21 protein-coding genes are annotated in these 24,059 nt (G+C 61.5%); 11 read left to right on the top strand and 10 right to left on the bottom strand.

From position 1 onward, the window contains the following. The first annotated feature begins 34 nt into the window (after positions 1–34). The 5 genes from RD1_RS06210 (at position 35) to RD1_RS06190 (ending at position 9,071) form a co-directional block, all read left to right on the top strand. The gene (locus RD1_RS06210) at positions 35–2,437 is read left to right on the top strand and encodes a GcvT family protein (protein ID WP_011567607.1); all 2,403 of its coding nucleotides are present in this window, start codon (positions 35–37) and stop codon (positions 2,435–2,437) included. After that, a complete protein-coding gene (locus RD1_RS06205) occupies positions 2,434–3,975 on the top strand; it encodes a trimethylamine methyltransferase family protein (protein ID WP_011567606.1) in 1,542 nt (513 codons plus the stop codon). The genes RD1_RS06210 and RD1_RS06205 overlap by 4 nt, the downstream gene beginning before the upstream one ends. Before the next feature lie 6 nt (positions 3,976–3,981). After that, entirely contained in the window at positions 3,982–4,674 is a 693-nt protein-coding gene (locus tag RD1_RS06200) for a TetR/AcrR family transcriptional regulator (protein ID WP_011567605.1), read from the top strand. 101 nt (positions 4,675–4,775) lie between these two features. Then, complete coding sequence (locus RD1_RS06195; RefSeq protein ID WP_011567604.1) at positions 4,776–5,903, top strand: efflux RND transporter periplasmic adaptor subunit; 1,128 nt, start codon at positions 4,776–4,778, stop codon at positions 5,901–5,903. A gap of 3 nt (positions 5,904–5,906) precedes the next feature. Next, complete coding sequence (locus RD1_RS06190) at positions 5,907–9,071, top strand: efflux RND transporter permease subunit (RefSeq protein ID WP_011567603.1); 3,165 nt, start codon at positions 5,907–5,909, stop codon at positions 9,069–9,071. Here the strand turns inward: RD1_RS06190 and RD1_RS06185 are convergent, their stop codons facing one another. From RD1_RS06185 to def (RD1_RS06170), 4 genes are read right to left on the bottom strand one after another with little or no spacing between them, the layout of a single operon-like run. Then, entirely contained in the window at positions 9,072–9,308 is a 237-nt protein-coding gene (locus RD1_RS06185; protein WP_011567602.1) for a hypothetical protein, read from the bottom strand. Further along, on the bottom strand, positions 9,308–10,225 hold the full coding sequence (gene fmt / locus RD1_RS06180; protein ID WP_011567601.1) for a methionyl-tRNA formyltransferase: 918 nt from the start codon (positions 10,223–10,225) through the stop codon (positions 9,308–9,310). The genes RD1_RS06185 and fmt overlap by 1 nt, the downstream gene beginning before the upstream one ends. Before the next feature lie 18 nt (positions 10,226–10,243). After that, positions 10,244–10,741 (bottom strand): peptide deformylase, encoded by a 498-nt coding sequence (def, locus tag RD1_RS06175; protein ID WP_011567600.1) that lies wholly within the window; start codon positions 10,739–10,741, stop codon positions 10,244–10,246. Further along, complete coding sequence (gene def, locus RD1_RS06170; RefSeq protein WP_171960006.1) at positions 10,738–11,256, bottom strand: peptide deformylase; 519 nt, start codon at positions 11,254–11,256, stop codon at positions 10,738–10,740. Before def (RD1_RS06170) ends, def (RD1_RS06175) begins: the two co-directional genes overlap by 4 nt. A gap of 103 nt (positions 11,257–11,359) precedes the next feature. Between def (RD1_RS06170) and RD1_RS06165 the strand changes: the two genes are divergently transcribed. Beyond that, positions 11,360–12,532 carry a MalY/PatB family protein gene (locus RD1_RS06165; protein WP_011567598.1) on the top strand — a complete coding sequence of 391 codons (1,173 nt, stop codon included), beginning with the start codon at positions 11,360–11,362 and terminating at the stop codon, positions 12,530–12,532. A 3-nt stretch (positions 12,533–12,535) separates the two neighbouring features. On the opposite strand, the gene RD1_RS06160 is transcribed toward RD1_RS06165, so the two are convergent. After that, the gene (locus tag RD1_RS06160; protein WP_011567597.1) at positions 12,536–12,886 is read right to left on the bottom strand and encodes a hypothetical protein; all 351 of its coding nucleotides are present in this window, start codon (positions 12,884–12,886) and stop codon (positions 12,536–12,538) included. A 178-nt stretch (positions 12,887–13,064) separates the two neighbouring features. Here RD1_RS06160 and RD1_RS06155 point away from each other — a divergent pair, with 178 nt between their 5' ends. After that, positions 13,065–14,039, top strand: coding sequence for a glutathione S-transferase family protein (locus RD1_RS06155; protein WP_011567596.1), 975 nt, complete (start codon positions 13,065–13,067; stop codon positions 14,037–14,039). Positions 14,040–14,117: 78 nt separating this feature from the next. Here RD1_RS06155 and RD1_RS06150 read toward each other — a convergent pair whose 3' ends face one another. After that, positions 14,118–14,504, bottom strand: a complete 387-nt coding sequence (locus RD1_RS06150) for a response regulator transcription factor (RefSeq protein WP_011567595.1) — start codon at positions 14,502–14,504, stop codon at positions 14,118–14,120. A 196-nt stretch (positions 14,505–14,700) separates the two neighbouring features. Between RD1_RS06150 and cobD the strand changes: the two genes are divergently transcribed. Genes cobD through RD1_RS06135 form a run of 3 tightly spaced genes read left to right on the top strand, consistent with a single transcriptional unit; the run spans position 14,701 to position 17,750 of the window. Then, a complete protein-coding gene (gene cobD / locus RD1_RS06145) occupies positions 14,701–15,654 on the top strand; it encodes a threonine-phosphate decarboxylase CobD (RefSeq protein WP_011567594.1) in 954 nt (317 codons plus the stop codon). After that, entirely contained in the window at positions 15,651–16,559 is a 909-nt protein-coding gene (cbiB, locus tag RD1_RS06140; RefSeq protein ID WP_011567593.1) for an adenosylcobinamide-phosphate synthase CbiB, read from the top strand. The genes cobD and cbiB overlap by 4 nt, the downstream gene beginning before the upstream one ends. An 18-nt stretch (positions 16,560–16,577) precedes the next feature. Then, the gene (locus tag RD1_RS06135; protein ID WP_011567592.1) at positions 16,578–17,750 is read left to right on the top strand and encodes a lytic murein transglycosylase; all 1,173 of its coding nucleotides are present in this window, start codon (positions 16,578–16,580) and stop codon (positions 17,748–17,750) included. 108 nt (positions 17,751–17,858) lie between these two features. Here RD1_RS06135 and RD1_RS06130 read toward each other — a convergent pair whose 3' ends face one another. Continuing rightward, positions 17,859–18,224 (bottom strand): hypothetical protein, encoded by a 366-nt coding sequence (locus RD1_RS06130; RefSeq protein ID WP_044032982.1) that lies wholly within the window; start codon positions 18,222–18,224, stop codon positions 17,859–17,861. A 50-nt stretch (positions 18,225–18,274) separates the two neighbouring features. Beyond that, on the bottom strand, positions 18,275–21,730 hold the full coding sequence (locus RD1_RS06125) for a chromosome segregation SMC family protein (RefSeq protein WP_044033367.1): 3,456 nt from the start codon (positions 21,728–21,730) through the stop codon (positions 18,275–18,277). Positions 21,731–21,949: 219 nt separating this feature from the next. On the opposite strand from RD1_RS06125, the gene RD1_RS06120 reads away from it, so the two are divergent. After that, entirely contained in the window at positions 21,950–22,735 is a 786-nt protein-coding gene (locus RD1_RS06120) for a FadR/GntR family transcriptional regulator (protein WP_011567589.1), read from the top strand. A gap of 151 nt (positions 22,736–22,886) precedes the next feature. Here the strand turns inward: RD1_RS06120 and RD1_RS06115 are convergent, their stop codons facing one another. Together RD1_RS06115 and RD1_RS06110 are read right to left on the bottom strand one after the other, a co-directional pair. Beyond that, the gene (locus tag RD1_RS06115; RefSeq protein WP_011567588.1) at positions 22,887–23,453 is read right to left on the bottom strand and encodes a F0F1 ATP synthase subunit B; all 567 of its coding nucleotides are present in this window, start codon (positions 23,451–23,453) and stop codon (positions 22,887–22,889) included. A gap of 5 nt (positions 23,454–23,458) precedes the next feature. After that, positions 23,459–23,989 carry a F0F1 ATP synthase subunit B' gene (locus tag RD1_RS06110; RefSeq protein ID WP_011567587.1) on the bottom strand — a complete coding sequence of 177 codons (531 nt, stop codon included), beginning with the start codon at positions 23,987–23,989 and terminating at the stop codon, positions 23,459–23,461. Positions 23,990–24,059 lie beyond the last annotated feature (70 nt).

Raw genomic sequence — 24,059 nt, 5'->3', positions numbered from 1 at the left:
TAGTCGCGTCTGATACGAATCGAAAGGCCACAGCATGAAGTCACATTACCGCGTTGTCGTGATCGGCGGGGGTGTCGTGGGCACGTCCATCCTCTACCATCTGGCCAAGATGGGGTGGAGCGACGTGTGCCTCATCGAACGTTCCCTGCTGACAGCCGGGTCAAGCTGGCATGCGGCGGGCGGGTTTCATGCCCTGAATGCGGACCCGAACATCGCACAGCTTCAGTCCTATACGATTGACCTCTTTGACGACATTCAGGAGGAAAGCGGGCAGGACATCGGCCTGCACCGCACCGGCGGGTTGACCATGGCGGGCACGCCGGACCGTTGGGAATGGCTGCAATCGGCGTATCGCACGTTTCAGTCCATCGGCATCCACGACTGCCGCCTTGTGACGGTGGAAGAGGCAGTGGCCCTCAATCCGATCATGTCCGGTGACGGGCTGCTTGGCGGCATGTGGGCCGACCGCGAAGGGTACATCGACACAACCGGCACGGTGCACGCCTATGCAGGCGCGGCCAAGAAACGCGGCGCCACCGTGATCGAACACAACCGTGTGCTGGAACTGAACCAGACTCTGCAAGGGTGGGACGTTGTTACCGAAAAAGGGACGGTGAGCTGCGAACATGTGGTCAATGCGGCGGGCCTCTGGGCCAAGCAGGTGGGGCGTATGGCCGGGATCGAATTGCCTGTCTCCCCGCTCAACCACCACTATCTGATCTCGGACACGATCCCGCAGCTTGAAGGCCTTGATTTCGAGGTCCCCATGACCGTGGATCTCGAAGGATTCACCTATCTGCGGCAGGATCAGAAGGGCGTGCTGCTGGGCATCTACGAGGTCAATCACCAGCACTGGATGATGGACGGCGCACCGTGGGAATACGGGTTTGAATTGCAGCAGGAAGACCCCGACCGCATCGAAAATGAACTGATCATGGGCTTTGAGCGCTACCCCTGCCTGCAGGAGGTCGGCGTCAAGACATGGGTGAACGGCGCGTTCACCTTCTCGCCCGATGGCAACCCGCTGGTGGGGCCTGTGCCGGGCAAGCGCGGGTACTGGTCGGCCTGCGCGGTGATGGCCGGGTTCCTGCAGGGCGGCGGCGTCGGCAAATCGCTGGCCGAATGGATGATCAACGGCACACCTGATGCGGATGTCTACGGGATGGATGTGGCCCGCTATGGCGTCTGGGCCGAAAACAAGCAGTACATCAAGGAAACAACCGGCCAGTTCTATACCCGCCGCTTTGTGATGACCTATCCGAATGAACAGCTGCCCGCGGGCCGCCCGTTGAAAACCGCCGGGGCCTATGCGGATATGAGTGCTGCGGGCTGTCAGTGGGGGCAAAGCTGGGATTTGGAAGTGCCGCTTTATTTTGCCGAACCGGGCTTTGTCGAAGCGCCCTCGCTGAAACGCTCGAACGCGCATGGAATCGTGGCGGATGAATGTCAGGCGGTGCGCAATGGCGTCGGCCTGCTGGATATCACCGGCTTTTCCCGCTTCGAGGTGTCAGGGCCCAACGCCGAGCAGTGGCTTGACCAGATCATGGCAAGCAAGCTGCCCAAACCGGGCCGCGCGCGGCTCGCCCCCATGCTGGCCGAGGATGGGCGGCTCAAGGGTGATCTGACCGTCTTCAACTGGGGCGATGGCATCTGGTGGATCATGGGCAGCTACTACCTGCGCCGGTGGCACATGCGCTGGTTTGTCGATCACATGATGGAGGGCGTCACCCTGCGCGATCTGGGCGACGAGGTGTCCGGGTTCTCTCTGGCGGGTCCTGCATCGCTCGGTGTGATCGAGAAACTGACCGACGGCCCGATTGCGGATCTGAATTTCATGGGCTGTGGTCATTTTGACATCGGGCTGTTGCGCTGCAAGGTCGGGCGTCTGTCGGTCGCGGGTGAGCGCGGGTATGAAATCCACTGCCGCGCGGGGGATCACGCGGTGCTGCGCCGTATCCTGCTGGAGGCGGGCGCGGATGCGGGGATCCGCGAATACGGGTTCAATGCGCTGCTGAGCCTGCGGCTGGAAAAGAGCTTTGGCATCTGGAATGCGGAATTCACCCAAGGCTACACCCCCGGCATGACCGGAATGGACCGCTGGATCGACTGGGACAAGGAGTTCATTGGCAAATCCGCAGCCATGGCGGAACGCGATGGCAATGGCCCGGCACAAACACTTGTCACGATGGAAATCGACGCCGATGGTGCGGACGCCAGCGGGTTCGAACCGATTTGGGTCAACGGCGCTCAGGTCGGTTTTGTCACCTCCGGCGGATATGGCCACACGGTCGGCAAATCGCTCGCCATGGCGCTGGTGGACCCGACCCACAGCAGCGCAGGCACAGAGGTCAGCGTGCATGTGGTCGGCGTCAAGCGGGCCGCACGCATCATCGCCGCATCGCCCTATGATCCGGACGGCAAGGCCATGCGCGGATGAGCTTGCGCGAAAACACCGGGCGCAGACGGACCCGCCGCGATGGCGGGCCCAAGGCCGCACCAGAGCGCAACGTGAACTATCGCAACCTGCGCAACCCCTTTCCCCCGATGGAGGTCTTTTCCAGCGATCAGATCGCGGCCATGCATGAAACATCCCTGCGCACGCTGGAAGAGCTTGGCATCAAAGTGCTGCTGCCCGAAGCGGTCGAGGTGTTGCGCAAGGGCGGTGCGCGCGTGGTGGATCAGATGGTCTATCTCGGGCGTGACATGATTGACGCAGCCCTTGCCACCGCCCCCAGATCCATCACCGGCCGCGCCGGGGCGCGCGACCGCGACATCCTGCTGGAACTTGGCAGCCTGGTTTTTCAACCCGGCGCCGGTGCTCCGCACGCCACCGATCTCGCGCGGGGCCGCCGCCCCGGATCGGCACGGGATTTCCGGGAATACACAACGCTTTGCCATCACTTTGACGTGTTCCAGATGATGTCGCCTTCGGTCGAACCGCAAGATGTTCCCACCCATCTGCGTCACTACTTCACCACCGAAGTGCAGCTGACACGCACCGACAAATTCCCCTTCGTTTTCGCACGCGGCACACCGCAGGCGATGGACTGCTTTGAGATGCTGCGCGACTTTCGCGGCCTATCGGATGCTGAATTTGCCGACTCCCCGCACTGCTACACCATCATCAACACCAACAGCCCCCGCACGCTCGATATACCGATGGCACAGGGGTTGATTGACTTTGCCCGCAACGGGCAGCTGTCCATCGTCACGCCCTTTACACTCATGGGCGCGATGGCGCCGATCACGGTTGCAGGCGCGATCACCCTCAGCCATGCCGAGGCGCTGGCGGCGATCACCCTGACACAACTGGTCAAACCCGGCGCACCGGTCTGCTATGGGACATTCACGTCCAATGTGGACATGAAATCGGGTGCACCCGCGTTTGGCACCTCGGCGCATTTTCAGGCCTCGCTGGCGGCGGGCCAACTCGCGCGTTTTACCGGTCTGCCGTGGCGCAGCGCGGCGGGCTCTGCCTCCAATATCAACGACGTGCAGGCGGCCAATGAAAACCAGATGGGCCTCTGGGGCTCCCTGATGGGTGGCGCGACGGTGATCATCCACGCCGCTGGCTGGCTTGAGGGCGGCCTGAGCGTATCTTACGAGAAAATCATCACCGACTTCGAAGTGTTGAACATGATCGCAGAGCTATGCGCGGGCAAGCAGGCGGGCATTGATGAGATCGGGTTTGACACAGCCCTCAGCGCGGTTGAACCCAGCGGCCACTTCTTTGCCGCCCCTCAAACCATGGCGCGTTACAATACCGAATTCTACGAACCTATCGTGCATGATTACGCAAATTTCGGCACATGGACAGAACGCGGCGCACAGGACGCCAACCAGCGCGCCACCAGAGTCTGGCAGGATATTCTGGCCGCAGATAAACGGCCCGAGGTGGACGGCAAACGTCTGGAGAACCTGCAGGATTTCATCGCAAAACGCACGGCCGAGGGCGGTGCCCCGCCCGAAAGCTAGACACCGATGGACCGTTCAGACCCCACCTTGCACCGCGACAACCCCGACAGTGAACCGCTGATCGGCAATATCAAGGTGACCCGCGATGATTGGCTAAACATCGCCATGGCCGCCCTGATCCGCGACGGGGTCGAAGGCGTGAAAATTCAGGCCATGGGCGCGGCCCTTGGCGTGTCACGATCCAGCTTCTACTGGTATTTCAAATCCCGACAGGACCTGCTTGATGCGCTGCTGGAGCATTGGCGCCACACCAATACGGCGGCCTTGGTCCGTATGGCCGAGCGCCCCGCCGATACGATCACCGAAGCGGTGGGAAATGTGTTTCGCTGTGTGATTAATCCCGCGCTTTTTGACACGCGGCTGGATTTTGCCGTGCGCGATTGGGCGCGTCGCTCGCAAGAGGTGCGCGCTGTGCTGGACGCCTCGGAAACGCAGCGCCTGAGCGCCCTGCAGGCGATGTTCGAGAGGTTCGACTACCCACCCCTCGAAGCGACGGCCCGGGCGCGCATCCTCTACTACATGCAGATCGGGTATGATGACGCAAAGTTGAACGAGCCGATGGAGACCCGCAACAGATTGATGCCCGCCTATCTGGTTGGCTTTACCGGAAAGACACCATCGGCACGCGAAGTTGCGGAATTGCGGGCCTATGCCAATGCGCTGGACCCGGTAAAAGGTGCCAACGACGGTTCGGCCTGACACAGTTCTTCGCGCGCGCACGCGCAGGCCCCGCCCTTGGAGGCGTGCAATTTCGAACTAACTGGTTTACCTGTGCAATGATTATTTTACAGGGCGCTCCAATGACCCACCCCTTATTCCTATTCCGGCTCACCTGCGCGCTGTTTATCGCGATCTGTCTGAGTGTCCCCTCCATGGCCGCTGCACAAGGCGGGCCGGCTGCCGTGGGCGTCGAAACCGTCGAGGTCAAAACCATCGCCGACACTGTTCCGCTCTTTGCCGAGGTGGTGACTGCCCGCGAGGGGACGATTGCCAGCCGCATCGCGGGCACGGTCGATGAAATCATGGTGCTTGAGGGCGCATCCGTCGATCAGGGCGAGATGCTGGCAACCCTCGACACCGAGCTTCTGGACATTCTGGCCCGACAGGCCCAGGCACGGCTGGCAGAGGCCCGCGCAGGCATCGTGATCGCGCAGACGCGCGTCAACCGCGCAGCCAATGCTTTGGCGCGGATCGAGGGTCTGCGCAACACGGCGTCTTTCTCGACCAGCCGTTTTGATGATGCGCAAAGTGACCTGTTTGAGGCCAACGGGCTGCTCGCCGAAGCAGAGGCGCGCGTCCAGACCGCCGAGGCGACTTTGGCAGAGACCCGGTATCAACTGGACCGCGCGCGCATCACCGCCCCCTACGCCGGGATCGTGCTGGAAGTGCAGATCAACCCCGGCGAATTCATCGCATCGGGTGCCGCCGTCGTCACGCTGCTGGATGTTCAGTCCATGGAGATCGAGGCCAGCGTACCATCGAAATACGTCAGCGTTCTGCAACCCGGACAGGCGGTCGCCGGAAGCACAGAGACCGGCGTGCCGCTGGATCTGAACGTGCGCGTGTTGCTGCCCGTTGAGGATACCGCCACGCGGACGCGTCCGGTGCGCTTTACGTCGTCTGATCTGGCCTCTCTGGACCGTTTGGCCATCGGCCAGTCCATCACCATCAACATCCCCATCAGCGCCCCGCGCGAGGTTCTGTCGGTGCCCAAAGACGCCTTGGTGCAGGCCCGCGGCGGCTGGACGGTCTTCGTGGCGGCAGACGGAACGGCGCAACCGCGCACCGTGCAGATCGGTGTCGCACTGGGGGATCGCTTTGAGGTGCTGGATGGGTTGAGCGAGGGCGACGTCGTTGTGACGCGCGGCAATGAACGGCTGCGCCCCGGACAGGAAATCACGCCGATGACCGGCAGCGAGAAAGGCTAGCCCATGGACCTGATCCGCTACGCAATTGATCGCCCGATTGCCGTGATGGCTGCCGTCATCATGGCCGTTCTGTTCGGCACCATCGCCGTCAGCCGCATTCCGATCCAGCTGGCACCGGATGTGCGCAAGCCCATCGTCGTGATTGAAACGCAGTGGCCCGGTGCCGCCCCTTCCGAGATTGAGCGCGAGATCGTCAACCCGCAGGAAGAGGCGCTCAGGGGCCTCGAAGGGCTGGATATCATGACCTCCCGCTCCCGCACCGGAGAGGCGGAGATCACACTCGAATTCGGCGTCGGCACCGACATGGTGCAATCGCTCTTGCTGGTGTCAAACCGGTTGGACCGTGTCGGCGATTACCCTGACGAGGCCAGCGAACCCACACTGGACACTTCCGGCGCGGATGACAGCCCCATCGCGTGGATCTTGTTGACAGCGCAAGAGGGCAACACCCGCGAAATGGCCACCTATGGCGATTTCGTCGAGGACGTCATTCAGGACCGGATCGAACGGATCGAGGGCGTCTCGGCGGTCAATGTATTCGGCGGTGTCACCCGCGAATTGCAGGTCGTGGTCGATCCGCGCAGGCTGTCGCGTTTTGACCTCACGGTGCCCGAAGTCGTGCGCGTTCTGCGAGATGAAAACATCTCCCTCTCCGCAGGGGACGTCGAAGAAGGCAAGCGCCGCTACGTGGTGCGTGCCGAGGGCAACCTCAACACCGTTGAGGCCATCAAATCGGTCGTGCTGCGCTCTGACATCGGCACCGGCGGGTCAGGTCGCGTGCGGGTGGCGGATGTGGCCGACGTCAGCTTTTCCTTTGAAGAAGCCAACTCGCGTCTGCGTTTTCGCGGCGAGCCGGGGCTGGCGTTCAACATCGTCCGTGAACCCGGCGCGAATGTCATCGAAACCATGGCCGAGGTCAAAGAGGTGCTGGCCGAACTCTCGGCAGGCCCCGTGGCAGAGGTCGGGCTCAACATGCGGCAGGCCTACGACGAAACGGTTTATATCAACGGCGCGATTGATCTGGTGACGCAGAACATCTGGATCGGCGGGGCACTGGCCGCCGCCGTGCTGATGGCGTTTTTGCGCAGCCCGCGCGCCACGCTCGTTGTGTCTCTGGCGATTCCCGTCAGCATCGTGTCCACATTCGTCGCGATGGCCGCCACCGGGCGCACGCTCAACGTCATCTCGCTCGCCGGGATTGCCTTTGCGGTGGGGATGATTGTGGATGCCGCGATTGTGGTGCTCGAAAACATCTACCGATTGCGGGAAGAAGGCAAATCGAGGCGCGAGGCCGCCTATCTCGGCGCGAAACAGGTCTGGGGGGCGATACTTGTATCCGCACTGACGACCGTTCTGGTCTTTGTCCCGATCCTCATCATGCAGCTTGAAGCGGGCCAGTTGTTCCGCGACATTGCGGTGGCCATTTCGGTGTCGGTTCTGCTGTCGCTTGTGGTCGCGGTCACGGTGATCCCGGCGCTCTCCAGCAAACTGCTGTCAAAAGGCGATCAGAAAAAGGTCAACATCTGGGGTCTTGATCACCTTGCGCGCGGCTTTCACGGGATGGTCATGTCCTATGTGCGGCTCACGGTGCGGTTCCGCGCTCTGGGGCTGTTCATGGTGGCGCTCATCGCAGGGGGTGCTGCGGTGGCAACGATCACCTTTCTGCCGCGCCTTGAATATCTGCCAGAGGGCAACCGCAACCTTGTCTTTGGCCTGATCATCCCGCCACCCGGCTATAACCTTGATACGACGCAGACCATTGCCGAGCGGATCGAAACAGTCGCCCAACCGCTCTGGGAAGCCGCGCCGGAAACGCAGACCGAAGACGGCACCCCGACGATCGACAACTTCTTTTTCGTGGCGCGCCCGGGGGCAAGTTTTGTCGGCGCATCCGCAGTGGATGGCACGCAGGCGGGGGCATTGATCCCCGTCCTGTCACAACCGATCTTTGCCGAACCCGGCACCTTCGGCTTCATGACGCAACCGTCCCTCTTTGGCCGCGGCGTCGGCGGGGGGCGCACGATCGAGTTGAACATCTCCGGTCAGGACCTCAACGATATTCTGGCAGTTGCGGGCCGCGCCGCCGGTACGATCTCGCAACTGCTGCCCCGTTCGGAAGGGCATCAGTTCCGCCCGCTACCGGGCCTTGAACTCGGCGCGCCCGAGGTGCGTCTGGTGCCGGACCGGTTGCGCCTCGCGGATGCGGGGCTCACGTCGTCGGACCTTGCCCTGACCGTTGATGCGTTCAACGACGGTCTGCGTGTGGCAGAGATCACCGTGGGGGCTGAACGCGTCAATCTGATGCTCAAGGGTGATCCCGGCCTGCAGGTCGGGCAGCGGACGCAGGACATCGGCAATTACCCTGTTGTCACCCCCTCCGGTCAGATCATCCCGGTATCCGCCCTTGCGGATGTGGTCGTCACTGCCGGCCCGACAGAAATCCGGCATCGGGATCGGTTGCGCACCGTCACGCTTGAGGTCAGACCTTCGGACGCGCTCGCACTGGAAGAGGCCGTTGAACTGCTGCAGGAAGAAGTCATCGACGTTCTCGAAGAAAGCGGCCTGCCCAATGGCGTCCGGATGAGCGTTTCAGGCACCGCCGATCAGCTCAGCCAGACGTGGGACGCGATCCAGATCAACCTCGCCGTGGCGCTGGTCATCGTGTTCCTCGTCATGGCGATCCTGTTCGAAAGCTTCGTACTGCCGCTGGTCATCATGATTTCGGTGCCCGTGGCCGCTGCGGGCGGTGTCGGGGGTCTTGCACTGCTCAACACCTTCCAGACGCAACCGCTGGATACGCTGACGCTGCTGGGGTTCATCATCCTTGTCGGGATCGTGGTCAATAATGCGATTCTGATCGTGCATCAGACGCTCTATCATTTGCGCGACGAAGGCATGTCCCCGGTCGACGCCATCGAAGAGGCGACACGCAACCGCATTCGCCCGATCTTCATGTCCACGCTGACGTCTGTCTGTGGCATGCTGCCGCTGGTCGTCTTCCCCGGCGAAGGCTCTGAACTTTATCGTGGCCTCGGCGCGGTGGTGGTGGGCGGTCTGTCCATGTCGGCGTTTCTGACCCTGCTGACCGTGCCGCCCCTGCTCAGGCTTTGCGTGCGCGCACCGATCGAGGACGAAGAGAAACTGGCGCTGCGCACCCCGGCGCAGTGATCATTTACGCCACCGGGTCGGCACGATGATCAGCGCCCCGACGGAGGCCGCAATCGCATTGATGCCGGGGCTGCGAAAGCCGATCCCGAACATCAGCGTGACGAAATACATCACGAAGGCCCCGCCAATGCAGATGATGATGCTCTGCACATAGCCGTTGTGCGTAAACCCCGACCGTTCGGAAAAGAACCCCACAAGGCCCGCGATCACAACCGTACCTATCAACGTCGGGAACATCAGCTTTTTCCTTTGAAAAGGGTGCCGTCTTCAATTGCGCTGCCGTTCAGAAAATCAGCCGCACTCTGCACCGCTTTGCCCGCGCGCTGCACCTGCGTGAGTTCCACCGCCCCCGTCCCACAGACCACCCGCAGCGGGTTCAGCCGGACCGTGCCCGGCACCCCCGACGCCTCGGCAATGCGCGACCCGAGCAGTTTGACGCGCGTGTCGCCCAGCAAGGTCCAGGCACCCGGAAACGGCGACAGCCCACGGATCAGCCGATCCACGTCTTCGGCGGGCTGGTCCCAATCCACCTGCGCCTCCGCCTTGTCGATCTTGGCCGCATAGGTCACACCGTCTTCCGGTTGTGGGACCGCCTCAAGCTGATCGAGCCGCGCCAGCGTGTCGACTATCAACGCGGCCCCCAAGGCGCTCAGCCGGTCATGCAACTGCGCTGTTGTCTCCTCGGGTCCGATGTCGACAGCTTCACGCGCAAGCACGGGGCCGGTATCAAGGCCTGCTTCCATCTGCATGATGCACACACCGGTCTGCGCATCCCCCGCCATGATGGCGCGGTGGATCGGCGCAGCCCCCCGCCAGCGCGGCAGTAAACTGGCGTGAATGTTCAGACAGCCGCGCGTCGGCGCATCCAGAATGGCCTGCGGCAGGATCAGCCCATAGGCCACGACCACGGCGACCTCGGCCTGCAGCCCCGCGAAATCCGCCAGCGCCTCATCGCTACGCAAGGACACCGGGTGGCGCACCGGGAGCCCAAGCGCCTCTGCCCGCGCCTGCACGGGCGAGGGCCGGTCTTTCTTGCCCCGCCCCGCCGGGCGTGGCGGCTGGCTGTAGACACAGGCGATCTCATGTCCTGCCGCCACCAGTGCCTCAAGCACAGGGACCGAAAAATCGGGTGTTCCCATGAAAACCAAACGCATCTTATCCTCCAGAGGGCACTAGCCGTTCAGTTTACGCGCCTTGCGCAGCAGCATATCCCGTTTCACCTTGCTGAGATTGTCGAAATACATCTTTCCCTGCAAATGGTCGATCTGATGCTGCACGCTCGTCGCCTCAAGCCCGACAAAATCGCGCTGCACGTAGGTGCCGGTTTCATCCATGAAACGCACGGTCACGCCGCGCGGACGCCGGATTTTGGCAAATACACCGGGTAAATTCGGACTCGCCTCTTCATGATCATTCATGATGGCAGACGCCTCGATAATCTCCGGATTGGCGAGACGAATGCGCCGGTCGCGCGTGTCTGATGCATCCACGACGGCCAGCCGCAACATCACGCCGATCTGCGGCGCCGCCAGCCCCACCCCCGGCATGGCATCCATCGTGTCGATCATATCATCCCAGATGCCCAGCACCTCCGGCGTGATCTCCGCTACATCGGCGGCGGCAGTGCGCAGCCGCGCGTCTGGCCATTTAAGGTAAGCGCGTACGCTCATGTGCGGGCCAGTTCCCGTTTCAGCTTGACCATCTTGCGGGTAATCATCTGGCGGCGCAGCGGCCTGAGGTAGTCAATAAACAGCTTGCCATCCAAATGGTCGATCTCATGCTGGGCGCATGTGGCCCACAGCCCGGTAAACACTTCAGACTGTGCCGCACCATCCCGGTCCATCCAGCGCACTTCGACTTCTGCCGGGCGGGTCACCTCTGCGAATTGCTCGGGGATCGACAGGCACCCTTCCTCGTAAACACTGGTCTCGTCAGAGGTGGCGATGACTTCGGGGTTGAACATGATCACCGGGCGCGGCGTATCGCCCGGCTCCTTGATACAATCCATCACGACAACCCGCTGCAGAATGCCCACCTGCGGTGCCGCAAGCCCGATGCCCGGCGCATCATACATCGTCTCAAGCATGTCATCGCCAAGCCTGCGCAACTCATCACTGATGTCGGCAACAGGCTCTGCCGTTTTCTTGAGCCGCGGATCAGGGTGCAGAATGATACTTCGTTTCATGTTTTTCATTTAGGTCAAGCGCCCGTGCTGTGCAACTGATCTCGGACTTGCGCTCGCCTCGTTTCCCGCTAGCTTGCGCCCGAAGCACACACAGGAGCACATCATGTCATTCAACGATCCCATCGAACGCCGCGGCACGCACAGCAGCAAATGGGACATGATGGAAACCCTCTTTGATGTCCCGCAACAAGACGGGATCGCCATGTGGACCGCAGACAGCGACTACGCAACCGCGCCTTGTGTGATCGACGCTTTGCGCCGCGCGGCAGATCACGGTGTCTTTGGCTATATGCCGGTCCATGATGACTACCTGAATGCCATTCAATGGTGGATGAAAACACGCCACAACTGGGACATCGACACCTCATGGGCGCTGACATCGCAAGGGTTGGGCAACGCCATCGCGCTCTGCCTTGATGTCTGGACGGACCCCGGCGCGCGGGTGGTGATTTTCACGCCCGTCTATCACGAGTTTCAGATCAAGATCGAAAAGGCGGGACGCGAGGCGGTGACCTGTCCGCTCAAACACACAGGCGACACCTATGTGCTTGACCTTGAGGACGCACAATCACGCCTTGATGGCTCCGAACAGATGCTGATCTGGTGCTCACCGCAAAACCCATCGGGCCGGGTCTGGACGACGGACGAATTGCGCGGGATTGCGGAGTTTGCTGCGCGCAACGACCTGATCCTTGTGTCCGATGAAATACACCATGATCTGGTGTTTCCCGACCATACCTTTGTGCCCATGCACATCGCCGCCCCCGAGGTCGAGGATCGCCTGATCGTCCTCACTGCAGCCTCCAAGACCTTCAACATCGCAGGCCAGCGCACGGGCAACATGATCATCCCGGATGCGAAACTGCGCAAAACGATGCAGAACCGCCTCAATACACTGGATTACAAACCCGCCGCACTGAGCCTGCAAATGATCACCGCCGCCTATTCACCCGAAGGCGCCAAATGGGTCGATGCGCAGATCGAGCACCTTGATCAGAACCGCAGGACCTTTGATGCGGCCATCGCCGACATCCCCGGCGTCATCTCCATGCCGCTGCAGGCGACCTATCTGGCCTGGGTCGATTTTTCAGGCACGGGCATGAGCTATGATGAGATATCGCAGCGGGTGCGAAAATCCGCGCGCATTGCACCCAGTCCCGGACCGGACTTCGGACCGGGCGGTGAAACCTTCCTGCGCTTCAACCTCGCCACGCAACACCACCGCATCGAGGAGGCCTGCGCCCGCCTGAAAGACGCCTTCAGCGATCTGCAATAGGGATCAGCGCGCGTCTTCGATCAGGCCTGCGGGTGCATGCTCGGGCGTTTCAAAATCCAGCGCCGGCGTTCCGCGCACAGCCGTTGCGCGCTTGAATTCATAGTGCCGCTCGCCTGATTCTTCGGCCGTTGTCACCACCAGACAGCGGAACAGATGGATGCTGCCGTCATAAAGATCGACCATACCCCGCATGTCAGGCGCATCAGCCTCCATTGCGAAACCGGTTTTCCACATGCGCAGCACCGTCTGTTTCTTGCCATCCGCACAGACCCGCAAGCGCGAGGATTTTTTCATGCTCGCAACTCTGGCCTGATCAAGACCCGATTGAATTTCCTTGGAAAATACCGCTTCCATTTTACGCAACTCCTTCTTCCCCGCCCATAAGGAGTGCCCGAAGTCTGGTAAAATGCAAGTTAAGTTTTTGTGTCACCGCTCAGAGTTGTGCAGCAATGCACCAATCCTGCGCGAAGCGGATTGTGGGCCTCTTTGAATCAATGGCTTACGATTGGCCCAACCGAAAAGGAGAGGTGACATGGGTCTTTTGATTGACGGCGTTTGGCATGACCAGTGGTATGATACCAAATCCACGGGCGGGTCCTTTAAACGCCAGGACGCGAAGTTTCGTAACTGGATCACCCATGACGGGAGTGCGGGGCCATCAGGCACAGGCGGCTTCACCCCCGATTCGGGCCGCTATCATCTCTACATCAGCCATGCCTGCCCCTGGGCGCACCGCACCATGATCTTTCGCACGCTCAAAGGTCTTGAGGATCACATCACCATCTCCGCCGTCCATCCTGATATGCTGGGCGAAGGCTGGACCTTTGAACCCGATGACAATGGTGCCACCGGTGACACCCTCTACAACAGCGCCTTTGCACGCGACATCTACACCCGCGCCGATCCCAGGTTTACCGGCCGCGTCACCGTGCCGATCCTCTGGGACAAACAGCGCGAAACCATCGTCTCGAACGAAAGCTCCGAGATCATCCGTATGTTCAACGCAGCCTTCAACGGACTGACCGGAAACAGCGATGACTATTGGCCCGAACCCCTGCGCGACGCCATCGCCCCGGTGAACGAGCGCATCTACGACACCTTCAACAACGGTGTGTACAAGGCGGGTTTTGCCACGACGCAACAGGCCTATGATGCGGCGATTGTCCCCCTGTTCGACACCCTCGACTGGCTCGAAGAGCGCCTGTCACACAACCGATACCTCATGGGCGACCAGCTGACAGAGGCAGACTGGCGGCTGTTTACCACGCTTGTGCGCTTTGATCCGGTCTATCATCTGCATTTCAAATGCAACCGCAAGCGCATCGTGGATTATCCAAACCTGTGGGGATACACGCGCGAACTCTATCAGACGCCCGGCGTTGCCGACACGGTCAACTTCGATCATATCGTGCGCCACTATCACTACAGCCACGAAACGATCAATCCGAACCGGATCATCCCGATCAACCCGGTTCTGGATTTTCACAGACCCCACGGGCGCGGCTGAGCCTGCCGCACCCGGCGGTGCGCAGCGGTACCTGCCGGGTGAATAAAAAATGTCGTGCGCCGCAGGCGCGCCTTTGGATCACGCGACGCCGTGGGGTGCCGGATCCTCCGCCGGGCCATAGTGCTCGACAATGGCGGCAAGGTCTTCTGGTGGTGTCGCACTTTGCACAAAGGCGCAGGCATTGGGCGCAAAGGAGAATATCGACCCATCCGAAAAGAAGGACGTATTGGTGACAAAGACCACCCGTGCGTCGGGCAACCGGTAGCTTGCATAATCTGCCACCGCCAAGGCACAGCCCTCCGCCAGCACAAGATCGAGAATAATGATATCTGTCGGATGTTCGCTCAGATGCGCAATAGCATCGGTCTCACCCCCCGCACAGCAGACATGCATCCCCATTCGCTGGAGATGCTTCTGCCAAATCCTGGCCAGACCATCCTCGCTTTCAACGATCAGGACTTTCATGCAGCCTCCATTCCGGCGCGATAAAACACTTTTTTGAAACAACACGTAATAGGTGTGCCCCAAAGATTAAGAAACGGTTAAGAACTTGCCTTAATTCTTAACCGTTTCCGTCAGACTTGAATAACCGGCTGAATTCCGCTTTGTGCCACGTAGATAGCGCAAAAATATGCCGATTTAGAACCGATAGGACCTGTTTTTGACAACAATACGACGCGATCATGGCGGTGGCATTGATGCGGCCCGCGCACGTTTCGGCGGCAATCGAATCGGCTGGATCGACCTTTCGACGGGTATAAATCCGCTCGCCTACCCTACCCAGCCTGTGGCCCAGAACCACTGGACGGCCCTGCCCGACCAGATGGCCTCTGATCGCTTGCTGGATGCTGCGCGTGCGCTCTGGCGCGTGCCCCCGGGCGCTGCGATCATTGCAGCCCCCGGCGCCTCCGCCCTCATTGCGCAGATACCCGGTCTCGCCACTCCCGGCGCGGTCTGCATCCCCACCCCCACCTATAACGAGCACGCAGCCGCCTTTGACGCGCATGGCTGGACCGTCGGTACGGACGCCGACGCCGCTGCTCAGGTCGTCGTGCATCCCAACAATCCCGATGGGCGTTTCTGGCACGACGACATGCTGCCCGCCCCCAAGGCCAGCCTCACCATCATCGACGAAAGTTTTTGCGACGTCGCACCCGAAAAATCGCTGATCCACCTTGCGACACGTCCCGGCACAATTGTCCTGAAAAGCTTTGGCAAATTCTGGGGGCTGGCGGGCCTGCGGCTGGGGTTTGCCATCGGTGATCCCGCACTGATCGCCGCGCTGCAGTCCCGGCAGGGGCCCTGGGCCGTGGCAGGCCCGGCGCTCGACATCGGGACCCGCGCGCTTTCCGATACCATATGGGCTGACGCGACAAGAACACGCCTGACGCAGGACAGCGCCCGGTTGGATGCCCTGATGCAAAACGCTGATGCGCAGGTGATCGGGGGCACGTCGCTGTTCCGCCTGTACCGCGTTTGCGATGCCGCCCGCTGGCAGGAACGGCTGGCAGAGCATCACATCTGGACCCGTATTTTTCCCTATGACAAGGAATGGCTGCGTCTGGGTTTACCGCATCCCGTCCAATGGGAACGCCTCGAAAACGCACTGGCATGACGCTCGCCCTGGTTCTGCTCTGTGCGTTGATGCTGGACGCTGTGCTTGGAGAACCCAAGTGGCTCTGGTCCCGCCTGCCCCATCCGGCCGTGCTCATGGGCAGGCTGATCGGCTGGCTGGACAGAACCTTCAACACCGGCCCGGCAAAGCGCGCAAAAGGAACGCTCTGCCTGATTTTTGCGGTTGGCTGCGCTGTGATCACGGGCTTGGTCCTGTCTGCCCTCGGCCCCCTTGCCGAAGTTATCATCGCCGCCATTCTGCTCGCGCAGCGCTCTTTGAGCGATCACGTCGCGGCAGTTGCCAAGGGCCTGCGGCGCTCTCTGCCCGAGGGTCGCGCGGCGGTTGCGATGATCGTCAGCCGCGATACATCCGACATGGACCCGTCACAGACCGCGCGGGCCGCCATAGAAAGCGCTGCGGAAAACATGTCGGATGGCGTGATCGCGCCTGCCTTCTGGTTTCTCATCGGCGGGCTGCCCGCAATGCTCGCCTACAAGATGATCAATACCGCCGACAGCATGATCGGCTATCGCACCCCGCGCCATCACGCCTTCGGATGGGCCGCCGCGCGCATGGACGATCTGGTCAACATCCTGCCCGCGCGGCTCACCGCTCTGCTGATCGCGAACGCCGCTTGGCAATGGGACGGGGCCGCGATCCGTGCCGATGCCAGATTGCACAAATCGCCGAACGCCGGCTGGCCGGAGGCCGCAATGGCCCGCGCCCTTGGCATCGCGCTGGCCGGTCCGCGCGCCTATGACGGCACGCTACAGGACTTCCCATGGGTGAACGAAGCAGGGCGCAAAGTGCTGAGCGCAGATGATATCGACGCGAGTCTTTCTATTTTATGGAAAGCGTGGGGCATGATGTTTACCCTTTGCGTGGTACTTGCCATCCTGTCCTAGAACAGACCGGAGTTTCCGATGCGCTTAAAAACACTCGCCTTCGTCCTTTGCTTTGCCTTCTCCCCCTTACCGCTTCTCGCAGCCTGCGGGGGCAGCTTTAATAACTTCGTGCAAAATATGAAGGCCGAAGCGGTCAGCAAGGGACATGCCCCCGCGAGCGTGGATCGCTTCTTCTCCGGCATCCGACAAAGCCAGAGCGTGCTGCGCGCGGATCGCGATCAGGGCATGTTTCAACGCCCCTTTCTGGATTTCTCCCGCAATCTGATCTCGGATGCGCGGCTGTCCAAAGGTCAGCGTCTGGGCCGCGAATATGACGCCGTTTTTGACAGTATTGACCGCCGCTACGGTGTCTCACGGGGTGTTTTGCTGGCCTTCTGGGCGTTTGAAACCGCCTATGGAACCTATCAGGGCGATTTCAACACGGCCAACGCGCTCGTCACGCTGGCTCATGACTGCCGCAGGCCCGATCTCTTTCGCCCGCAGGTCTTTGCCGCGCTCGAGCTTTACGAGATGGGCGATTTCGACCCAAAAACCACGACAGGCGCATGGGCCGGTGAAATCGGCATGGTGCAAATGCTGCCGCGCGACATCCTCGAAAACGGTCAGGACGCGGATGGCGATGGGCATGTGCGCCTCAAAACCTCGGCACCCGATGCGCTGATGTCCGGGGCGGCGATGCTGGCTGATTTCGGCTGGCGCAGAGGCGAGCCCTGGCTGCAAGAGGTGCGCCTGCCCGATAATTTCGACTGGTCGCAAACCGGCATACATATCACCAAACCGGTCAGCACATGGGCCGATATGGGTGTGACAGCGCGCAGCGGTAACCTGTTTCGCGGCGCGACCGCATCGCTGATCCTGCCGCAGGGTCACAAGGGCCCCGCCTTTATCACATATCCAAACTTCAATATTTATTTCGACTGGAATCAGAGCTTTACCTATGTCGTAACCGCCGCGTATTTCGCAACCCTGATCGAAGGCGCACCCAAAATGGACCGCGGCGCACCGGACAAGGGATTGAACGCAGAGCAGATGAAAGCCCTGCAAACCAAGTTGCAGGCGCGCGGCCATGATGTGGGAAAAGTCGATGGCATCCTTGGGGCGCGCACCCGCATTGCGGTGCAACTTGAACAGCAACGACTGGGCCTGCCCGCAGACGCATGGCCGACCCCTGCCCTGCTCGGCAAACTCTGAGGGCGAAGCATTTACCGCTTTTTAGGCGTTGAACCCTAGGGTGCGTGATGCAACATACATTCAGGTTGTTTTTTCTTTAGACCCCGCAAGGACCGCTGCCTTGTGGGGTTATTTTTTTGCCGCAGGGCGCACCGGAAAGCGCAAGCCCTTTTCAGTCAGCAGGATAATCCGCTCGCCACTCTGCACATAGCGGTCACATCGCGAAAACCCGTTGCGATAGCTGATGCAGACGGTGCCATCCTCTTCGATTTCATAGCGACCGAAAGCGGATTCGCCTGAAGCATAGGTATAGGAATACGCCCCGCCAACGGAGTATTTCGACTGCCCGTCGTCATAAAAGACAAGGGTTTGCCCCGCCGTCAGCGCATCCACCTCGTGTCGGTCCAGAATGCGGTCCGTCTCATTCAACGCCCAGTCCGCAGCGACCGCGGGAAAGGCGACAAGTCCAAAAAACAGGCCAATCAGGGTTCTCATCCACTCACCATAGACCACATTCAGGGAAACTGGGTCACACGAATGAGTGATCAGGCAACCAGCGTCTCCGCCTTTTTCAGATCAACCGACACAAGCTGGCTGACCCCTTGTTCCGCCATCGTCACCCCGAACAGTCGGTCCATGCGCGCCATGGTGACCGCATGGTGGGTGATGATCAGAAACCGGGTGTCGGTCTGGCGGCACATCTCGTCCAGCAAGTCGCAAAACCGCGTCACATTGGCGTCATCCAGTGGTGCATCCACCTCGTCGAGCACGCAGATCGGCGCGGGGTTGGCCAGAAACACCGCAAAAATCAACGCCATCGCGGTCAGCGTCTGCTCTCCGCCGGACAAAAGGCTCAGCGTCGACAGTTTCTTACCGGGCGGCTGGCACATGATCTCCAGCCCGGCCTCAAGCGGGTCATCGCTTTCCACCATGACAAGGTTGGCTTCACCCCCGCCAAACAGATGCGTGAACAGCAGCGAAAAATTGGAATTGACCTGCTCGAAAGCGGTCAAAAGCCGCTCGCGCCCTTCCCGATTGAGGCTTGCGATGCCACCGCGCAGGGTCCGGATCGCCTCTTCCAGATCGTTCTTCTCCTGCACCAGCGTGTCATGCTCGACCTGCACTTCCTTGGCGTCTTCTTCCGCGCGCAGGTTCACAGCCCCCAAGGCATCCCGCTGACGCTTCAGGCGATTGACATCCGCCTCAAGCGCTTCGGCGCGGGGCATGTCATCGGGTGTCACATCCAGTTGTTGCAGCAACTGGTTCGGCGTCAGTTGCGCGTCATCCGCGATACGCTCCGCTGCGATTGCAACGGTCTCCTTTGCGGCATCGCTGCGCGCCTCGGCTCTGGCACGCTCCTCACGCGCCTCGGACGCCAGACGCTCGGCCTCACGCTCGGCCATTGTGCTGTCGCGCAGAGCTGCTTCCGCCACGGACAACTTGTCACTGGCCTGCGCCTTGCGCGCCTCCGCCACAGTGATCGCCTCGCTGAGTTCTGCGCGTTTGGCGGCGATTTCGTCCGGTGCCGCACTGGCCTCTTTCAACTCCGCCTCGGCCGTGGCCTTGCGCTCGATCAGTTCCGCATTGCGTTTCTCGGCCGTTTCAAGACGGTGCCGCCAGCCGCTGATCTCCTTGGTCACTTCCTGCGCGCGCCTGGTCCGGGCCTCCCCCTCACGGCGCAACTCATCATGCGCGGACCGGCGCGACATCATCGTGATGCGCGAGGCCTCAACGGCGGTGCGGATCGCCTCGACCCGGTCACGCGCTTCGGCCAGATCACCCAGTTCCGCCAGCGCTGTTTCCGCTTCTTTCAGACGCGTCCGCGCGCCCATCGCCTCTTCTTCGTGCCGCGACACCGCCAGACCCAGCGATTCAAGCCGACCTTCGGCAAGATTGCGATCCGCTTCGGCCCGGCTCAGGGCGCGCCCCGCATCGGCCACCGCACGGTCCGCCGCACGCCGCGCCTCGCGCGCTTGCGCATCCGCACGGCTCAACTCTTCCAACTGGAGTTTCAGCGCATCATGCGCGGCCCGTGCTCCACCTGCGCGTTGCGTGGCCTGCTCAAGTGCCTGTTTCAATTCCTCAAGCCGGTTCAGCTGCTGCAAGCGCAGCGCCGCTGCCGACGGCGCATCCTCGGCCCAGGCGCGATAGCCATCCCAGCGCCACAAATCCCCCTCGGTGGAAACCAGCCGCTGCCCCGGCTTCAAGGCTGCTTGCAAACGCGGCGCATCTTCGGGCTCGATCAACCCGATCTGGCTCATCCGCCGCTCCAACACATCCGGCACCGACACATGCAGCGTCAGCGGCGTTACCCCCTCCGGCAGGGGTTGCGGCGCAGGATAGGCCGGCAACACGGACCAGCCCGAAGGGCCGTCCACCTCAACCTGCGGCGCGCGCAAATCATCCGCAAGGGCCGCGCCCAAAGCCTTTTCAAACCCATGCCCGACCTGCAAGCGGTCCAGAATTTGCCCACCTTCGGCTGTGTCACGCTCCAACAACTTCGCCAATGCGCCAACCTCGGCGCGCAGCGCGTTCAACTCGCCCTCTGCCTCAGATCTCTGCGCACGCGCCTCCGCTTCGCGCGCCTGCGTGTCCGCGCGCGCCTCTTCGGCGTCAATCAATGCCTTATCCGCCGCCGCTGCCTGCGTCACCGCCGTCGCCTCGGCCTCCTGCGCAACCGCAAAATCACTGCGCGCCTTTGTCAGCGCCTGCGTTGAAGCGGCAACGGCCTCGCGCGCCTTTGCGGCCTCGCTTTCGGCCTTCTCCTTGGTCTTGCGGCTGTCTTCCAACAACCGCTGGGCTGACCCATGACGCGCCGCAAGGCGGGCCACATCCTCGGTCTGTTCCGACATCTCGCCCTCGCGCGTCTGCAAAACAGCCGCCGCTTCCCGGGCCGCTTCCGCCGCCGCCGCCAAGGCCTCATCGTGGCCTTCAGCGGCCTTTTCCAACTCCTGCGCTTCCCACTCAAGACGCGCGATGGTTTCCCCCGCATCCCGGTTCAACCCGCCTTCGCGCTCTATGTCGCGGCTCAACTGTGCGATGCGGCCATTCAACGTCTCGATCAGCGACTGCGCACGCGCGTCCTGATCCGCCAGCGTGTCCCGCTGCACAGCCAGACGTTGCACGATTGCGCCCGCGACCGCTTCCTCTTCGCGCAAAGGCGGCAGGGCTTCTTCCGCTGCCACACGCGCCTTGGCCGCCTGCCTGACCGCGCCCTCCGCCTGCGCCGCTGCCGTGACCTGCGCACGCAGCGCATCCTCCGCAGCGGCACGGGCCTCATCGGCCTCGCGCCAGCGCCGATACAGCAACATGCCCTCGGCGCGACGCAGGTCATTACCGATCTCACGATAGCGCGCCGCTTGCCGGGCCTGACGCGCCAGTTGCGCCAATTGCGCCGCCAGTTGCTCGATCACATCATCAACGCGGGCGAGGTTTGTCTCCGCCCCCTTCAGCTTCAGCTCGGCCTCATGTCGGCGCTGATAGAGACCCGAAATCCCCGCCGCTTCTTCGAGGATGCGCCGCCGGCTTTTGGGTTTGGCATTGATCAATTCGGCAATCTGTCCCTGACGGACCAGCGCGGGCGAATGCGCCCCTGTCGATGCATCCGCAAAGAGCATCTGCACATCGCGCGCGCGCACATCGCGCGCCCCGACCTTATAGGCACTGCCCACATCGCGGGTGATCCGGCGCACGATTTCCAGCACATCATCATCATTGAACCCCGCCGGAGCCAGCCGCTCCGAGTTGTCAATCTGCAAGGACACTTCGGCAAAATTGCGCGCAGGTCGCGTGGAGGCCCCTGCGAAAATCACGTCCTCCATCCCGCCGCCGCGCATGGCGGTGGGCCGGTTTTCGCCCATGACCCAGCGCAGCGCTTCCAACAGGTTGGATTTGCCACAGCCGTTCGGCCCGACCACGCCGGTCAACCCGTCCGCGATCACCAGATCGGTCGGATCCACAAAGCTTTTGAAGCCAGTCAGCCTGAGTTTTGAAAAACGCACCGCGATGTGTCCATTGATTCCCAGAGATTTCAGCCTGCCGCCGCAATGCCCCATAAGTCAACGGGAGCACCCCATAATCTGGGGCGATGCGCGGGTTATCCACAACATATTGCGGCAAATGAGGGGGCAACCGCTGGCCCATGGACACCAAAGGCCGCACGTAAACCGTTTGCCGCAACCGCATTTTGGTCATATCATTTTACCAGTAAGGAGATTCCAATGCCATTTCGCCCCGTCGTTTCTGAAAAACTGTCGATTGCCGTGGTGCATCAGATCGAAGAGTTGATCCTGCGCGGCATCCTGTTGCCCGATGAACGGCTGCCTGCGGAACGGGAACTGGCGGAACGGCTCTGCGTGTCCCGGCCCAGCCTGCGCGAAGCCATCGGGCTCTTGCAGGACAAGGGTCTGTTGACGACCAGAGCCGGTGCGGGTGTCTACGTGGCGGATGTTCTGGGGTCCGCGTTTTCCCCGGCCCTCGTCGAGCTTTTCGCCCGTCATGACAGGGCAAAATTCGACTACCTCTCCTTCCGCCGAGACATGGAGGGGCTGGCCGCAGAACGGGCGACGCGGCTGGCGTCTGAAACCGATCTGCGCGTGGTGCAGGAAATTTTCGATCAGATGGAAGTCGCCCATGGCAAGCGCAATCCTGAAAACGATGCGCATCTGGATGCGAAATTCCATATGGCGATCATAGAAGCCAGCCACAACGTGGTCATGCTGCACATGATGCGCTCCATGTATCAATTGCTGCGCGAGGGCGTGTTCTACAACCGGCAGGTCATATTCAAACAGCGCACGACCCGCAGCGTGCTGCTGGACCAGCACCGTGCGATCAACACCGCCCTGCAAGCCCGGGATGGCGCCGGGGCGCGCGCCGCCGTGGCCGCACATCTCGACTACATCGAAACCTCGCTGCGCGATGACGTCAGGGCCGCCGAAAACGAAGAGACGGCGCAGCGTCGTCTGGATCACGTCAAGGAAACGGGGCGTGCAACCGGGCGCTAGCGCTGCGGCCAAAGCGGCGTGCGAAAAGCGTCACTCACCTGCCGTGGCCTGAACGCGCGAGGTGACATTGGGTGTTTGCCTCTCGTCCCACGCCATAACGCAAAAAGCCCGGTCTGGGACCGGGCGTCTTGCTGTGTCTCGCGATCAGTGATCAGTGCAGCTTCGCTTCGACTTCGGTGATCGCGCCGTCAATCAACGCGTTGGCATCTGCCGCGGTCAACTGCTTGGCGATCACGTCCTGCGCCGCCGCGATGGCAATGCTGACCGACTGGTCGCGCACTTCCTTGATCGCAGCCGCCTGAGCACTTGCAATCTGGTCTTCTGCCGCCGCCATCCGCCGGGCCAGCGACACCTCAAGATCGGCGCGCGCCTGTTCGGCAGCAATGGTCGCTTCTTCCTTCGCCGCTTCGACGATACGGTCCGCCTGCTCCTGCACTTCGCGCTGCTTGCGCTCATAACTGGCCAGCAGGCTCTGTGCTTCCTCGCGCAGGGCGCGGGCTTCGTTCAGTTCAGCTTCGATACCCTCGGCACGCGAATCGAGCATCTTGCCGATCATGCCCGGCACCTTGAAATAGACCAGAATGCCGATGAAAACGAGAAGGCCGAGCAAGACCACGAAATCGGTGTTCTTTAGGGATATTCCGCCCCCCGCCGCAAAGGCAGGGTTGGCTGCCAACATGGCAAGGGCAAGCACTGAAAGACGTGACAAGTTCCGCATCTGCTTCATCCTTTCAACTGGCCGTCGACCGCTGCATCCACGGCCTTGGCATCTGCCTTGCCGCCGAATGTGGCAACGATTTCCTGTGCCGTGTCCTTGGCGACCTGTTGAATCGCTTCGGCGGCACCGGCACGTATCTCTGCGATGGCTTTTTCGGATTCCGCTGCCTTTGCCGCAATTTCCGCATCTGCCTTGGATATCGCTACATCCAGATCGCTCTGAATGTCAGCCTTGGCCTCGGCGACAATGCGCTGCGCTTCGGCACGCGCATCCGCCAGCGCCTTTTCATAGGCGGCCTCGGCGTCTTTCGCCTTGGCTTTGAAGTCTTCAGCCGTGGCGATGTCATTTGTAATGGTGCCCTGACGCTCGGACAGGATCGCCGCGATCCGTGGCAGAGCGACCTTCGAAAGCACCATGTAGATGATCACGAGCGTGATCACCAACCAGAATATCTGGTTCCCCCAAGTGGAAAAATCCAACTGTGGCATGCCCGGGCTGGAAGCCGCGACATCAGCGCCGTTTGTCTCTGTTGCCATTGTTATCTCCTGCAAGGGGCCGTTACATCGGGCAGCGCGTCAACCGCACTGCCCGACCGTAAGGATTTCG

It is taken from the genome of Roseobacter denitrificans OCh 114, from assembly GCF_000014045.1.
Lineage (GTDB): Bacteria > Pseudomonadota > Alphaproteobacteria > Rhodobacterales > Rhodobacteraceae > Roseobacter > Roseobacter denitrificans.
This window is presented reverse-complemented; position numbering and strand designations above follow the sequence as displayed.